Here is a 15,004-nt window from a genome sequence, read left to right as displayed (position 1 = left end):
ACTCCCTTCTGTTATTTCTTTTCTCTTTTATAAAAAGGTGTTGGAACGACAGTAGCTTTTAACCTTTTGCCGCGAATCTCTACTTCAACAACGGATTCAAGGCTTGTAAATTCTGAATTTATAAGAGCAAGACCAATATTTTTCTTTAATGTTGGTGATTGAGTACCTGTTGTCACCTCACCAATTAACTGGTCCCCACTATAAACAGGGTATCCATGACGTGGAATTCCACGATCAATCATTTCAATTCCTACCAATTTTCTAGTTAAACCCTGTTCTTTTTGCTGAATTAACGCTTCTTTCCCAATAAAGTCAGCTTCTTTTGTTAATTTTACAGCAAAGCCAATTCCTGCTTCCAGCGGTGAAATTTCTGCAGATAATTCTTGGCCATAAAGTGCTAATACTGCTTCAAAACGCAGTGTATCGCGGGCACCTAACCCTACAGGAATGACTCCATCTTCATTACCTGCAGCTAAAATTTCTCTCCAAAGATCCGCTGCATCCTCAGCATCGCAATAGACTTCAAAACCATCTTCACCCGTATAACCCGTTCTTGAAACTAAAGCTTTTTTTCCATTTAGGATAACTTCTTGCTGAAATTTGAAAAAACCAATCCCGCTCAAATCTGTATCCCCGGCGAGCTTTTGCAATACTTTTTCCGCAAGCGGTCCCTGAAGCGCCAGCTGCGCTGTTTTATCTGAAAAGTTTTCTAGGCTGACATCGCCAAATAGATGGTCTTCAAGCCACTTATAATCTTTTTCAATATTTGATGCGTTAACTACTAAAAGGTAATGATTGTCCTCAATTTTATATACCAGCAGATCATCAACAGTACCGCCATTTTCATAACACATGGCCGTATACTGAGCACCGCCATTTTTAATTTTTGAAATATCATTTGTCATCATTTTTTGTAAATAATCTAAGCTATTAGTGCCTTTTACTTCCACTTCGCCCATATGGGAAACATCAAATAAGCCAGCACGTGTGCGAACAGCTTCATGCTCTTCTTTAATACTTGAGAATTGGACTGGCAGTTCCCAGCCTCCGAAATCAATCGTTTTTCCTCCCCATTCCTTATACACATCAAAAAGCGGAGTTCGTTTTAATTCAGACATTCTTAATCCCCCTTCAGTCTTTGGCACAACTTGTTCATTGGATAACATAAAAAAGGACAGAAACCTCCTATGAAACATAAGAAGGTCTCTGTCCTTGCACCTGAAAGTTTACCTATTAAAGGCTTTCCCCTTTGGTGGCTGCAAAATTACAGCAGCGCTCTCCAGAGCTGCGTCAAACAAGAGTTCTTTTGCCTGAGAGATTCACATTTCTGTTTGCTCCTTCGGCGCTACTCAGGTAGTCTCTCCCCTTGTTATCATTCGCATTATAATATTATCCAAATTGGTCATACTAATTATACTTATAAAATAAATTACCTTATTAAAATATTTAAAACATTCAAAGCTATTATCATCCTACCATTAAAATAATACATTGAGCAATAACTTTATTAGAAAAGCATACAGATAAAAAATTGCACAGTAGGAGCTGAAACCATGTCGATTGAAATTGAATTTGATTCCTCCTGGAAGGATGATTTTTTACATAGAATTGAAAATGACGGTCCATGGGGGAATTGGGATCTTTTTAAACTAGCAATTGGTGTAGAAAAACATCTTGTTATTCCAGATTTTAAAGGGCTTTTGGCACCAAGTCATTTACCCAACTTAACCCCTCTCCCACACCAGCTCGAAACAGCGAAACAAGTCATTGAAAATATGAACGGGAAAGCCATTCTTGCTGATGAGGTTGGATTAGGAAAAACGATTGAGGCTGGGTTAATTCTAAAAGAATACATGATTCGCGGATTGGTAAAAAAGGTATTAATTCTTGTTCCAGCTTCCTTAGTTACCCAATGGTCGAGCGAGTTAAATAGCAAGTTTTTCATTCCAGCTGTCTCACAACGAAAAAGCTATGTATGGGAACAATGTGATGTCATCGTATCGTCTATTGATACGGCGAAACGTAATCCACATCGAGACATCATCTTCAAGCAAGACTATGATTTAATCATTATTGATGAAGCACATAAATTAAAAAATAACAAAACAAAAAACTACGAATTTGTTCAAAATCTAAAAAAGAAATTTTGTTTATTATTGACTGCGACACCGATCCAGAACCGGGTTGAGGAAATTTTCAACCTAGTCTCATTATTAAAACCCGGCCATTTAGGGAGCGAAACGGCATTCTATGAAAAGTACAAACGTGATGCAAGGTCATTAAATGATGATGAGCATTTAAAAGAATTAGTAAACAAGGTGATGATTCGAAATCGCCGCGCTGATACAGGAATCGAGTGGACGAAACGGCATGTCGAAACGATCCCCATTGAATGCAGCCCTGAAGAAAAAGACCTTTACGAGTCCATCACCGATTTAAAAAGTGAAGGGAATTGGGCACAGGCAAGTTCATTCTCAGTCATGACCTTACAGCGTGAGGCATGCAGCAGCCGCGAAGCCGTATTTTATACTTTAAAAAACATGCTTCAAAAAAAGGAAGACCCTACCCCAGCTTTTGAGGAACAAATTCAGTACTTAATGAAAAAGGTCGAAGCGGTTCAGAAAAATTCTAAAGCAGAAAAAGCTTTAGAATTGATTCAAAAAGTAAATGATAAAGTAATTATTTTTACCGAATATCGAGCAACACAAATGTACTTACAATGGTATTTAAAGCAGCACGGTATTTCATCTGTTCCCTTTCGCGGCGGCTTTAAACGTGGAAAGAAAGACTGGATGAGAGAATTATTTCAGAAGCATGCACAAGTCCTGATTGCGACAGAAGCGGGCGGCGAAGGAATTAATCTTCAATTTTGCAACCATATCATTAACTTTGATTTGCCGTGGAATCCAATGCGGCTCGAGCAGCGCATCGGGCGTATTCATCGTCTCGGCCAAGAGAAGGATGTCATGATTTATAACTTCGCGATTAAGAATACGGTTGAAGAACACATTTTAAAACTTCTATATGAGAAAATCCATTTATTCGAAAAGGTAATTGGAGAACTTGACGATATTTTAACAAAGCTGGAATTTGGCAATATTGAAGACCATTTGATAGATATTTTTGGACAATCCTCATCTGAAGGAGAAATGCGGATCAAAATGGAAAATCTCACATCAATGATTGAATTTGCAGAATCGATGAAGAAAGGAGATTCTCATGCAGCAGCAGGAAATTCATAATTTTTTATTGAACTATTTTCAGGCCAATGAATGTCCAATCGTTGAAAATGGTCCCGGATACTTGACTGTCCAGTTAACCGTGGAACTGGACAAGGAATTAATGAACCGGCCATTTTATTGGCACTATTTAGAAAAAACGGGCGGAATACCAAATCCGATGAGGCTAAGCTTTATTACCAATCAGGATACTGCTCCTGAAAATATCAAAGGGGAAATCATTCATTTTGGTTCTCCTCGTCTTCACCAAATTTTTGTTTCGGCGAAAAAATTAGCCAGTTACATGCGGCTTTATGAAAATCATCAGCACCTAAATAAGCAGACCCCTTTACTACCATGGCTATGTATGAATGTTAAAATTTCCTATCAATGTGATCGAAAACGCGATATTTTTAAGTCCATCGGCTTGCAACTCATCAATGGTACCATGATTGAAGATTTCCATGATAGACTCATGAAAATTCCATTAACACCCAAGATACCGGATTATTCTTTTACTTTATCGCCCTTAGTAAGGCCCCAAAGTGGAATGACGAGGATTGAAACCTATCTGACCTCGGTGATTGAGAAGGATGACCACTCTTGGGCAGAGGAAGCAAGAGAACGCTGGGAGCAAGATTTAAAACTTTTAAACCATTTTTACGAAGATGTTGAAGAAGAAAATGAAAACTATGAAACGGAAAAACTAGCCCTAAAAGAACAATACGAACCAAAAATATCCATTTCCTTCATCAACGGCGGCCTTTTTTACCTAACTGAAAAAGCGATATAAAATTAGGGTGTCAGGTACCATGTGAAAATTCCACATGGTACCTGACACCCTTTTGTGACAACTTATTGACAGTCCCTAAATTATTTGGCAGAAAATATAAAAATTATTGAAAATAAAAAAGGATTAGGTAGAACCCTGTCGAATTTAACCAAAGTAAAAATATTAAGGCGGTGGTACCCATTGTTAGCGCGATAGAAATTTTAGCGAATCGAATCATTACAGATGCGGCACGAAACCAGGCAACAGATATTCACATTATCCCAAGGAAGAAAGACACACTTGTCCAAATTCGATTAACCAACAAACTTATTCCTCGACTATCCCTTCCAAAAGATGAATGCGACAGATTAATCTCACATTTTAAATTCACAGCCAATATGGATATCGGCGAAAGAAGACGGCCTCAAAGTGGAGCAATCTTTTGTGAGGTCGACGGACATTTAATGGGTCTACGGCTTTCCACACTTCCTTCTAATAACAGCGAAAGTCTTGTCATCCGGCTCCTTCCACAGCAAGAACAAATCCCATTTCATCAACTCTCACTGTTCCCATCCATGACACGAAAACTACTCGCCCTACTCAAACATGCTCATGGCTTAATCATTTTCACCGGGCCAACAGGCAGCGGCAAAACAACTACACTCTATTCCCTTTTAAATGAAACGGCCCACTTATTTCATCGCAACGTCATCACTCTTGAAGATCCCATTGAGAAAAACTATGACTCCGTCCTACAAATACAAGTGAATGAAAAAGCAGGTGTAACGTATGCTTCTGGTCTAAAAGCGATTCTTCGCCATGACCCTGACATTATTATGGTCGGAGAAATCCGCGATGCTGAGACAGCGAAGATTGCTGTAAGAGCTGCCTTAACAGGCCATCTTGTCCTCTCCACCATGCATACACGCGATGCAAAAGGAGCGGTTTATCGCCTCCGGGAATTTGGTGTAAATTGGTTGGAAGTCGAGCAGACTCTTATTGCAATAACGGCCCAGAGGTTGGTGGAACTAACCTGCCCGTTTTGTGAGGGAGATTGCTCACCCATATGTTATTCCTATGGAAGATGGAAACGTGCGAGTGTATTTGAGCTACTAGCGGGCAGAAATTTACATGGAGTCATGAAAGCAGCCCAAGGAGAATCGGTCAAAACAAATTACCGCACGATTAAAGAAGTGATTAACAAAGGGATCGCCCTTGGATATATTCAAGAATCTGAGTACGAACGTTTGGTATATAATGATGAATCGTCATAAATGGTCAATCAATGAACAAGCTAATTTTCTGAGAAGAATTGGTGAATTATTGGCAAGGGGGTATCCAATTGCTCTAGCAATTGAATCCATAGCATTACAATTACCATCAAAAAGGAAGGAGGAACTTAATGATTGTTTAGAAGAATTAAAAAAAGGCTTGCCGTTTCACGATGCATTAAATAAACTTGACTTTCACAAAGACTTAGTAGGTTATGTTTATTTCGCAGAACAGCATGGCTGCTTTGCGGATGCTCTGTTAGAAGGAAGTGACCTTGCCCTCTTAAAGGATAAAGATTTACACAAACTCTTTAAGATGCTTCAGTATCCAGCAGTGCTCTTAGTTATTACCGGTTTTCTATTCATTTTCGTCGAAAATACATTACTGCCAAGGTTCACAACTCTTTTTTCATCACTTGGTCTCGAAGCAAATTTTTTCATGAATGTCATTTATGCATTCGACCGTTATTTCCCAGTGGTTATTAGTGTCTTGCTAATTACCCTATTTGGTGGAGCCGCTTATTATTTACTTGTTTTTCGAAAGCTCTCCGTCCTCAGACAAAGGGCCCTGCTTGTCCGGCTCCCCATTGTTGGCAGAATCCTCAAATTGCTGTTTACCCATTACTTTTCCATTCAATTGAGCTTCCTATTATCCGGTGGTTTATCGGTATCTGAAGCACTGCTACTCTTTGAACAAAATCTCAGACATCCTTTTTATAGTCACTTAGCTAAAATGATTAAGAGTAAGCTAATTACCGGAGAAAGACTGGAGACAATTTTGACCGCATTGTCATTTTTTGAAAGTGAATTCCCGATGATTGTAAAACATGGTCAAGAAAATGGGAAATTAGAACAGGAATTACTATTTTTCAGCAAGCACTGTATCACAAACATGGAAGAAATGATTGAAAAACGATTATCAGCGATCCAGCCAATTTTATATGTTTTTATTGGATTCCTGGTGGTTTCTATGTATTTAGCAATTCTTTTACCGATGTTCCACCTACTAGATGGAATATAAAAAATGGGAGGTTAGTCAAAATGAGAAACAATGAAAAAGGTTTTACCTTAATAGAAATGATGATTGTCATGCTTGTGATATCTGTCCTGTTAATTATCACCATTCCAAACGTTGCCAAGCATAATACTAATATCAACAATAAAGGCTGTGACGCCTATGTAAAAATGGTCCAAGCTCAAGTTGAAGCCTATGAAATGGACAAAAACAAGGTACCGACAATTGCAGAACTTAAGAGTGAAGGATATATAAAGGAAGATGCGAAGGGATGTCCAAATGGTAAGATAGTTGAAATAGACTCTGAAGGTACTGTAACAGCAAAAGTAACCACTCCATAATGAAAAACAATCAAGACGGCTTCACTTTAATTGAGTCCTTGTTGGTTCTCTCCATCTTTATGATTATCTCCTCAATTACAGTTTTCTCCTTAAAACCACAGCATTCGGTCCTTGAGGATGAGGCCTTTTTAACACAACTAAAAGCCGACCTATATTATTCACAACAATATGCTATATCTCGTCAATATGATGTATCCGTTGTTTTTCTACCAGAGCAGTATAGGTATTATATGGTAGGGAGACCCGAGCTCCCGCCAATAATCGAACGTAATTATTCAAAAAATTTTTATTTCGTCGAAGGTACAATTCCCCTATATTTTAAATTCCTAAGAGACGGCAATGTGAACAAGTTTGGTACCTTACATATCCAAACCACAAGTAAAACCTATCAGCTAACGGTTTTGATTGGAAAGGGACGATTCTATGTTAAGGAGTTCTAAAGGATTTTTTTTGCTTGACCTGTTACTTTCTTTATCAGCCTTATTATTGCTCAGTTTTTTTTTACTACCGCTATTGACTGATCTTAGAGACCAATCTCGACTTCTGGAATTAGAAAATAAGGCGCGACAGTTGTTGTACGAAGAATTACAGGCAGGTTTAATCAGCATACCAGCTAATTCAAAATACACCTCGATGCAGAATGGAATTGAATATAAGATTAATTGGAATGACAGTGAATTGACTGGTCAAAAGGAGGTGTGTGTCAGAATTGAAAAAAGTTCTTTCCTGTCTGAAATTGAAGTCTGTGGGTACCTTGAATGAAAAAGGGTTTACACTTATTGAGGCGCTCATAGCTTTTTCGATTTTCTTAACAATCATTTTTTTTACCACACCTGTATTCCAAATATCAGTGAATAATAAGGATGCCGAGAAGAACTTGCAAGCCATGGAGTGGGAAGTTTTTTCAAGCCAAATTAAGAAGGAAATTAGGCTGTCTACCCGTGCAGAACTACTCTCTAACCGGTTAATTCTAACAAAGGATTCTGAAACCATTCAATATGAAAAATACGGAACCAGTCTTAGGCGGCGTGTGAATTCCACAGGACATGAAGTAATACTCCAAAATGTAGCACAACATTCTTTCACAATTAGTAACAACTCAGTAAATATCAAGGTCATTGACCTATGGGGAAGAGATTATGCTGTTACAGCCTTCCCTTTTGTCAATGGACAGCCACTCCCATGAAAAATAATGAAAAAGGCTTCACCTACCCACTTACTTTGTGCCTCTTAATTTTATTTTTGTTATTTTTTTCAGGGCGAGTTGAACAATTATTATCCGGGAGGAAAATGGCACAGGAAACGAAAATTATCCAGCTAGAGGAGTACTATTTTTTATCGTCTGTAAAAAAAGTGGAAGTAATATTCCAAAAAAGCGGCACCTTACCTATCAAAGGAACGTTTAAGTTTGGGAAGGGTACTATGGATTACCAGTCGGAAACTCCTATTGGGTATTCTCAAAAAGTCAATTTTACTTTGCAGCTTAATATAGGTAAAGTCACTGCCAATGGAAGAGGATACTTTGATACAAGGACCAAGCGATTAACCAAATGGCTTGAATTTAAATAGGCAAATATGGACATACTTGTTGATGAAAATTAAAGGCAGGTGTGTCCATGAAAACAAATGACTATGTTAAGTACATGACCCAGACCATTGTGAAATATGCAGATCAACCGAAGGATGAACGCAAAAGGATGCGGATAGAGCGTAAAGAAACTAAAGCCTCCTTTTGGTATCGTTGGTTTGGAATTCTACCATACATTCTCTATTTTGAAGTAGTAAAACGTCGAAAAATGTAACAACGCTGGTTTTACTATGGTCATTATTTTTCCAAAATAACTATAATTAGGCTATTGACAATAAACTATTTTATCATATATGGCTGTCCTTTTATTATATTGTTACAATAAAAAGACGCAAATTGTGAACATTTTCTAAACATATAGTGTTAACATTGTTAACCTCATTCCCATGTTACAAGGGCTGTATTATAATGGGAATAAATTATGGGGGTCCGAGGTGAACAGTGATGGAACAAACATTAAAGATAACAAACGTTTTGTCAGATCCAACACGGTACTATATCTATCAATACATTACTAAACGTCATCAAGAAGTAACAGTTCAAGAGGTGGCAGAAAACTTTAATATTCATCCAAATGTGGCAAGATTGCATTTATCGAAGCTGGAAGATGTGAATATGTTAGCATCAGAAACAAAGAAAACTGGTAAAGGCGGCAGACCAAGCAGATTGTATCGTTTATCAGACGATGTAATTCAGCTGCATTTCCCATTCCGTGACTACATGCTTTTATCTAAAGTTGCCATTCAAACAATGATTTCCCTTGGAGAAGTTGGAAAAGAAGCACTATTTTTGACAGGCAAACGATTTGGTACAGAAGTCATTGATCAAGAAAAAGCAAAAAGAGCTTTAGGTGAAGAATTAGAATTTGAGCAAAAGCTAACAATATTAAAAAGCGCTGCAACTCTTGCTGGCTTTTATCCTGAATTTGAAGCAAACGGTGATCAAACAAAGATCTATTTCCAAATTTTTAATTGTCCTTTTAAAGAAGTGGCAGAAGAACATTCGGAAACAGTTTGCAGTATGCACCATGAGTTCCTTAAAGGAATGTTTGGCGCACTATTTGAATCCGTTGAGCTGATTGAAAAGGACAATATTATATCAGGCTGTGAAACTTGTTCTTATCAGGCGTTAGTATCAAACTAATTCGAAACCATTATTTACATTATACCTCCTTTTACTTTATAATATTGTAATGATGGTATCGTAGGGTAAAAGGAGGGATACATATGGATCGCATGTTCAGGGTTTGTGGTTTCTGGACGGGCATTTTTACAGTAATGTTTTTTCTAGGTGATATGGATAAAACAGCAATGTTATTCTTAGCCCAAACAGGTTTTTTCGTTCTACTTAGTTATCTTAAATTATCCGAGCGCATGTATTTGTGGGTATTCGGAGCATATTTAACAATTTTCTTCGCAGGCTTCACTTATTGGACAACGTTCATGATGACACCTGGTGTAGCGGAATAAAAAGTATTTGAAAAAACGCCGGATAAATTCCGGCGTTTTTTATTCTGCAAAAATATCATTTGCATTAAATTGAAGGCCTTTTTGCTGGATAACCACATGAAAAAAGGAACTCATCCCTGATGGCATAATTAAGCTGCGAATCGCTCGATTCCGTTTACTTACTTCGGAAAATGGGTTGGGATCATAGTGGTTCTCTAATTCCTTCAAAATACCAACTTTTAATAAAAATTCATCCTGTCTGTGTTTTGTTAATAGGTCTAAATCTTCTTGTTGACCTATTTGAATAAGATAATCAAATTGAATATGGGTGGTGATATCCATTTCGCCGGGGTGCTGCAAGACATCATCCACCTGTTGGTGCTGATAATATCCTCGTAAACTCCCCTTTGACCTTCCAGGGTGCATCCATTCCTCATTCGTATAACCATAATCCACTGTTACGACCATTCCTTTTGTCAATGTCCGAGAAAAATCTCTTACCATTTCCTTTAGTGCTAACGGAACCTCTATCCTTTGCTTTTCCTTTAATTCAATCTGGCTTTCCTGTAAAAAGAATTGAATGTCTGAATTTGTTAAGGGAACCATTTGCTCATACAATTCATCCTCTCGAATCCCGATCATTATTTCATACAGCACTCCATTTTGCTTTTCAATTACATGAACTGGTAAGGCATCAAAGAGTTCGTTGGAAAAAACCATGCCTTCAAATGCACCAACTTCATTAAGACTCTCAACCTGGAAAAATGAAAAATCTGCCCCGAGCAATTCCTGTTGTAATTTATGGTGGTAAGGACTGCTCTCAACAATAATATATTTTATTGGGGTTTGAATCGATTCCTTCCATTCCTGTAAAAATGCTCTTGCAAAGCGCCCATTACCTGCTCCTACTTCACAAAAAACAGGCGATAGATGGAACTTTTCACAAATGTGAGAGAACCATTTAGCCATCATTCTTCCGTATAAATCAGAAATATTACTTGTTGTTATGAAATCCCCTTCACGTCCAATCTTTTGTTTATTCTTCATATAATAGCCGAATTCAGGATGATACAAAGCTGCTCCCATGTACTCAGCGTAGGTTATTAACTGATTGGGTGAATTAGTAATCAAAGCTTTTAAAAATGTGTTCATATATGCTCCTTTTTTGAATAAACACTATTGACATAGTGAAAACTTTATAATATTGTTAGGATAGTAGCTTAAACTTTATCCCCTCCCATATTAGAATAGAATATCCCCCAGAAAAACCCTTCTCAATGTGGAGAAGGGTTTTTCTATTTTGTTTTCTTTCAGATCTAAAATCTAAAAACCATTCAAAAAGGGATTATTATCCATTTCCTCACCTATTGTTGTCACAGGTCCATGACCAGATAATACATAGGTTTCTTCTGGTAAGATTAGCAGCTTGTCATGAATGCTTTTTAATAACTGTGCTTCGTTCCCCTCTCGGAGGTCAGTCCGTCCAATGCTTCCTTGGAATAGCGCATCGCCTGAGAGGATAAATCCTTCCCTTTCGAAATAATAAGAAAGACTGCCTGGTGAATGTCCAGGGGTATGAAAAACACTAAACTCGAAATCACCAATTTTCATGGTGCCCTCATTTTTAATGAGATGATCAGCAGGGTTTACTTTTATTGAATCCTGAATCATAAACATTTGTGAACCATTTAATACCGGGTCGCCCAGCCATTTTTCTTCTTGTTTGTGAAGATAAACGGGAATTTGATAAAAAGCTCTTACTTCGTCGACCCCGCCAATATGATCAAAATGCGCATGGGTTAAGAAAATGGCCAGAGGTTTAAGTTTTCGATTGTTCAACAGATTAATCAGCTTTTTCGCTTCGCTGCCAGGATCGATAATTAAACAGGTGCGATCAGAATTTTCAACTATGTAACAGTTCGTTTGAAGCGGACCTAAAGGAATTTGTTGCCATTTCATTTTGTGTACCTCCAATAAATTACGATATCACTATTTTACACTAATACATAAGCAAGAAGAAAGATTACAATTGCATTGCGCCTTTTTTGCTCTCGACAAATCAAAGAAAAAAATATAAAATAAGAAACGAATGTATATAATATAGGTACATAATTTTCTTTAAAATGTTTAAGTATGATCTGATTGTGACGAAAAGGGGGATTTTCCATGGGTTTAGTCATTATTTTTGCTCTCGTAACCATCCTTGCTGCTTACGGTGGATTTTCAGCACTAAAGAATAAAAACTTCTTAGGTGCCTTTTGGGGTGTAGCATCATTTTTGGTTTTCGGCTGGTTTACAGTTATGACCATTGTTGAATCTGGTTTTCCTACAGGAACTCACTAAGAACTTAAAAAGACTGCCATGTGGCAGTCTTTTTTACTTATAGGGAAATACTTTACTCCTCATTTAAAAGGCTTGTTACCCGCTCTACTTTATATTCCATACTCCGCTTGACATCTCTTCTGTCATCGATACGAATCGTTGTAGCGACCCGTTGGATTCCTTCTGAGAAGGGTACCTCATGCATATCTTGGATGACTTCGAAAAGAATAGGCAATTCACCTTCAATAATTGTATTCATTGGAGTTAATTGAAAGCGAATTTTCCCTTCTTCTTGATATTTTCTTAAAACCTTTTGAACACTTGCAACATATTTACTAACACTCGGAGTTTCTGTTCCAATTGGTATGACTGTTACATCGACAATTGCCACGAATAATCCCATCCTCTTATAATTTTTAATATCAACGTGATTTTATCATAATAGGAGATAATACAAAAAAAATGACACAATTATCGTGTCATTCTTTTATCAACTCATATATTTTCTTGGTCCCGAGGTCAATCATTTTTTCCAACCTATTCCCGTATAAGAGAGCTTCGCCTGTTGGAGAAACACTAATTGGCACATTTTCTAAACCATCCATTATCAATGTGCTAGTCCCCTTCTTAAGATTATATGCTAAAAGTTGAAAACCATCTGTATAAGAATCTACCTCACCGCTTGAGAGTGGACTAAAGGTAATAAATTGATTTCTCCGTTCATTATAGTCATAAAAAGGAATGAGCCAATCTGAATACTTGGTTAACTGTGGCATAGAAAAACTAAATTGCTGATTCATTTTTTTATTAAAAAATGAATAACTAGACAAAGACTGGTTTTGTTCGTTTACAGAGATTGTCATTAGCAGATCAGGAAAGACTGAAAAATCAATGACTGCAGGGAGCAGTGTTTTCTCATTTGCGTTTTCTAAATTTCTTTCGATAAGCGGTGCAAAAAAGGAAGGATTCTCTTCATCCCAATCAATAAAGGCAATCTTATCGTTATCAATCCATTTATTAAAAGGTTGAGCCAAGGTGAGTTCTGTTATCTTTGCATTCTGAACGTCTAAAAGTAACTCTTTAAAACTCCAATCCTCTGCAAAAGTTGACACTAACAACTCAGAATCATTATACGGATTCCATTCAACTTCTAATTCATAGGATGGGAACGACTTGGTAAGTAATACTGTTCCGCTCGTATCGATAATAGTAACAAGTCCTTCAGTGGATGACTTTGAGGCATGGATTAAAATATGTTTTCTTGAAGGCGCAATTCGCACTTTGACAATCGGATATTCACTTTTATATATTACTTCACTTTTACCTGTGACAAAATCATACCGATAAACATTTGAAGTTTTTTCTAGATTTGTAGTAAAGAGGACTTGGTTCCCTGAAATCCAGCCGGCGAGTTGGGAAAATTCACCTTCAGGGATGGAAATTGGTAATTTCCATTGCTTTAGGTCTGAGATATCTCGAGATTTCAACTTTTCTTTATTAATGGGAGCTTCTTTTTCTACTTGTTCCTTTTGGGAGCATGCACCTAAGATGAGGATTACAGATAATAAATAGAGGACCAGAAAAGTAGGATAATTACTCTTGTTCACTTTCAATTTATCAATATTTCCTCCTCTCTTTATTCTCACTTAAAAATTAGACGTTTATTTAACAATATTGTTTCAATATTATAACAAATTTTTCAAAATATAAAAGAGGCCATAGGTTGCAATATTAAACTTTATGTTGAAGATATTAAAGAGAACCCGCATTATTTGCGGGTTCTTCTTTTGACTCTATTGATTTAATTTATTTTTAATAAGCCAGGCAGAACCTAATACTCCCGCATCATTTCCAAGAGTAGCTAGAGCAAGTTTAGTGGAGTCACGGACCGCTGAAAAGGCATACTTTTCAAAGTTACTTTTTACTGGGTTTAATAAAAACTCTCCTGCTTTCGAAACACCGCCGCCAAGAACAATTTTTTCTGGATTAAGTGTGTTGGCGATACTAGCCAATACGAAGCCTAAGTGAAAAGAAACCTCATTCATTACAGATTTTGCCAATCTATCATTATTACGTGCCGCATCAATGACGTCTTTTGCTGTAAAGGTCCCATTCTCAGTCATTTTTGCTGATAGTTCACTTTCTAACCCCTTCGCCAGTTCCAGACGAGCTAGACGAACAATTCCTGTCGCCGATGCCACTGTTTCAAGACAACCTGTTTTCCCACAATTACATTGACCGCCACCTGTTGGAACGGCTGTAATATGGCCAATTTCGCCTGCTGCACCATTAATACCCTGTACGACCCTGCCGCCGGCAATAACCCCCCCGCCGACTCCTGTACCGAGGGTGACACATACAAGGTCCTTCGCTCCACCACCAGCCCCCATCCACATTTCACCCAACGCTGCACAATTAGCATCATTTTCAATCGCTGCTGGAAGTGAGGTTGCTGCTTCAAGACTTTCTTTAAGAGGATAGTTATCGGGCCAGCCTAAATTTACTACATTTAACAGGATGCCTTTTTCATAGTTAACCGGTCCGGGTGCCCCCATACCGATTCCTATCAACTGATCCTTTGTTTGACCAAGTTCATTTAATTTTTCATCAATTGTTTTTGCAATATTAATCGTTATGTTTTTTCCTTCATCAGTATTATCCGTGGGTATTTCCCATTTATGAACGATTACGCCATCAAATGTAACGAAAGCTAATTTAGTCGTTGTCCCACCAAGATCGACACCAACAATCCATTTTGTTGACAATAGTATCACCTAACTTATTTTTGACTTTTTTCTTTTTGAAATTGAATTTCATGTCTCAAAATTAATAATGCTGTTTGAAATTCCTTTGGTTCGATTAGTTGTGATTGATACAGTTCCTTTAGTTCCATTTCCATTAATTCAAGATCTGCGACTCGATCACCAATATAAATAAACGTTCCAAATCTCTTTAAAAATTGTTGAATATCATAAATAGTTTTCATCCTATATCTCCTAGTATTTTAATTGAGAGTGATATATTAATAC

General features: G+C 37.4%; 19 protein-coding genes and 1 riboswitch. Of the genes, 12 read left to right on the top strand and 7 right to left on the bottom strand.

Annotated elements, in window-relative coordinates; all coding sequences use genetic code 11:
- Positions 1-11: 11 nt before the first annotated feature.
- A complete protein-coding gene (gene gcvT / locus V7121_RS12695; protein ID WP_335546747.1) occupies positions 12-1,118 on the bottom strand; it encodes a glycine cleavage system aminomethyltransferase GcvT in 1,107 nt (368 codons plus the stop codon).
- A 170-nt stretch (positions 1,119-1,288) separates the two neighbouring features.
- Positions 1,289-1,376, bottom strand: a riboswitch (glycine riboswitch).
- 177 nt (positions 1,377-1,553) lie between these two features.
- Here gcvT and V7121_RS12690 point away from each other — a divergent pair.
- The 11 genes from V7121_RS12690 to V7121_RS12640 all read left to right on the top strand — a co-directional run bounded on the left by V7121_RS12690 (position 1,554) and on the right by V7121_RS12640 (position 9,674).
- The gene (locus V7121_RS12690; RefSeq protein WP_335496348.1) at positions 1,554-3,242 is read left to right on the top strand and encodes a DEAD/DEAH box helicase; all 1,689 of its coding nucleotides are present in this window, start codon (positions 1,554-1,556) and stop codon (positions 3,240-3,242) included.
- Positions 3,220-4,011, top strand: a complete 792-nt coding sequence (locus tag V7121_RS12685) for a YqhG family protein (RefSeq protein ID WP_335546746.1) — start codon at positions 3,220-3,222, stop codon at positions 4,009-4,011. Before V7121_RS12690 ends, V7121_RS12685 begins: the two co-directional genes overlap by 23 nt.
- A gap of 170 nt (positions 4,012-4,181) precedes the next feature.
- Complete coding sequence (gene comGA / locus V7121_RS12680) at positions 4,182-5,264, top strand: competence type IV pilus ATPase ComGA (RefSeq protein ID WP_335496351.1); 1,083 nt, start codon at positions 4,182-4,184, stop codon at positions 5,262-5,264.
- The gene (comGB, locus tag V7121_RS12675) at positions 5,248-6,282 is read left to right on the top strand and encodes a competence type IV pilus assembly protein ComGB (RefSeq protein WP_335546744.1); all 1,035 of its coding nucleotides are present in this window, start codon (positions 5,248-5,250) and stop codon (positions 6,280-6,282) included. Before comGA ends, comGB begins: the two co-directional genes overlap by 17 nt.
- Before the next feature lie 20 nt (positions 6,283-6,302).
- Positions 6,303-6,617, top strand: a complete 315-nt coding sequence (gene comGC / locus V7121_RS12670; protein WP_335496354.1) for a competence type IV pilus major pilin ComGC — start codon at positions 6,303-6,305, stop codon at positions 6,615-6,617.
- Positions 6,617-7,057, top strand: coding sequence for a competence type IV pilus minor pilin ComGD (gene comGD / locus V7121_RS12665; protein WP_335496356.1), 441 nt, complete (start codon positions 6,617-6,619; stop codon positions 7,055-7,057). The genes comGC and comGD overlap by 1 nt, the downstream gene beginning before the upstream one ends.
- 260 nt (positions 7,058-7,317) lie before the next feature.
- On the top strand, positions 7,318-7,803 hold the full coding sequence (comGF, locus tag V7121_RS12660; RefSeq protein ID WP_335546742.1) for a competence type IV pilus minor pilin ComGF: 486 nt from the start codon (positions 7,318-7,320) through the stop codon (positions 7,801-7,803).
- Positions 7,743-8,186, top strand: coding sequence for a competence type IV pilus minor pilin ComGG (comGG, locus tag V7121_RS12655; protein ID WP_335546740.1), 444 nt, complete (start codon positions 7,743-7,745; stop codon positions 8,184-8,186). The genes comGF and comGG overlap by 61 nt, the downstream gene beginning before the upstream one ends.
- A gap of 47 nt (positions 8,187-8,233) precedes the next feature.
- Positions 8,234-8,419, top strand: a complete 186-nt coding sequence (locus tag V7121_RS12650; protein ID WP_335496362.1) for a YqzE family protein — start codon at positions 8,234-8,236, stop codon at positions 8,417-8,419.
- A 230-nt stretch (positions 8,420-8,649) separates the two neighbouring features.
- On the top strand, positions 8,650-9,348 hold the full coding sequence (locus tag V7121_RS12645) for a helix-turn-helix transcriptional regulator (protein ID WP_335496364.1): 699 nt from the start codon (positions 8,650-8,652) through the stop codon (positions 9,346-9,348).
- Between the two features lie 83 nt (positions 9,349-9,431).
- Positions 9,432-9,674: a DUF2626 domain-containing protein gene (locus tag V7121_RS12640; RefSeq protein WP_335496366.1), complete on the top strand. Its 243-nt coding sequence runs from the start codon at positions 9,432-9,434 to the stop codon at positions 9,672-9,674.
- A gap of 39 nt (positions 9,675-9,713) precedes the next feature.
- On the opposite strand, the gene V7121_RS12635 is transcribed toward V7121_RS12640, so the two are convergent.
- A complete protein-coding gene (locus V7121_RS12635; protein ID WP_335546738.1) occupies positions 9,714-10,805 on the bottom strand; it encodes a class I SAM-dependent methyltransferase in 1,092 nt (363 codons plus the stop codon).
- Between the two features lie 171 nt (positions 10,806-10,976).
- Positions 10,977-11,612, bottom strand: coding sequence for an MBL fold metallo-hydrolase (locus V7121_RS12630; RefSeq protein WP_335496368.1), 636 nt, complete (start codon positions 11,610-11,612; stop codon positions 10,977-10,979).
- Between the two features lie 207 nt (positions 11,613-11,819).
- On the opposite strand from V7121_RS12630, the gene V7121_RS12625 reads away from it, so the two are divergent.
- Positions 11,820-11,996, top strand: a complete 177-nt coding sequence (locus V7121_RS12625) for a DUF2759 domain-containing protein (protein ID WP_335496370.1) — start codon at positions 11,820-11,822, stop codon at positions 11,994-11,996.
- 52 nt (positions 11,997-12,048) lie between these two features.
- Here V7121_RS12625 and V7121_RS12620 read toward each other — a convergent pair whose 3' ends face one another.
- The 4 genes from V7121_RS12620 to V7121_RS12605 all read right to left on the bottom strand — a co-directional run bounded on the left by V7121_RS12620 (position 12,049) and on the right by V7121_RS12605 (position 14,961).
- Positions 12,049-12,366 (bottom strand): MTH1187 family thiamine-binding protein, encoded by a 318-nt coding sequence (locus tag V7121_RS12620; protein WP_335496372.1) that lies wholly within the window; start codon positions 12,364-12,366, stop codon positions 12,049-12,051.
- Positions 12,367-12,454: 88 nt separating this feature from the next.
- Positions 12,455-13,582, bottom strand: a complete 1,128-nt coding sequence (locus tag V7121_RS12615) for a hypothetical protein (protein ID WP_335546898.1) — start codon at positions 13,580-13,582, stop codon at positions 12,455-12,457.
- 186 nt (positions 13,583-13,768) lie between these two features.
- On the bottom strand, positions 13,769-14,740 hold the full coding sequence (locus V7121_RS12610) for an ROK family glucokinase (protein ID WP_335496375.1): 972 nt from the start codon (positions 14,738-14,740) through the stop codon (positions 13,769-13,771).
- A gap of 14 nt (positions 14,741-14,754) precedes the next feature.
- Complete coding sequence (locus V7121_RS12605; protein ID WP_335496376.1) at positions 14,755-14,961, bottom strand: YqgQ family protein; 207 nt, start codon at positions 14,959-14,961, stop codon at positions 14,755-14,757.
- Positions 14,962-15,004 lie beyond the last annotated feature (43 nt).

The organism is Neobacillus drentensis (genome assembly GCF_036962125.1).
Lineage (GTDB): Bacteria > Bacillota > Bacilli > Bacillales > Cytobacillaceae > Neobacillus > Neobacillus drentensis_B.
Note: the sequence above shows the minus strand (reverse complement) of the source record. Positions and strands in the feature narration are given on the sequence as shown.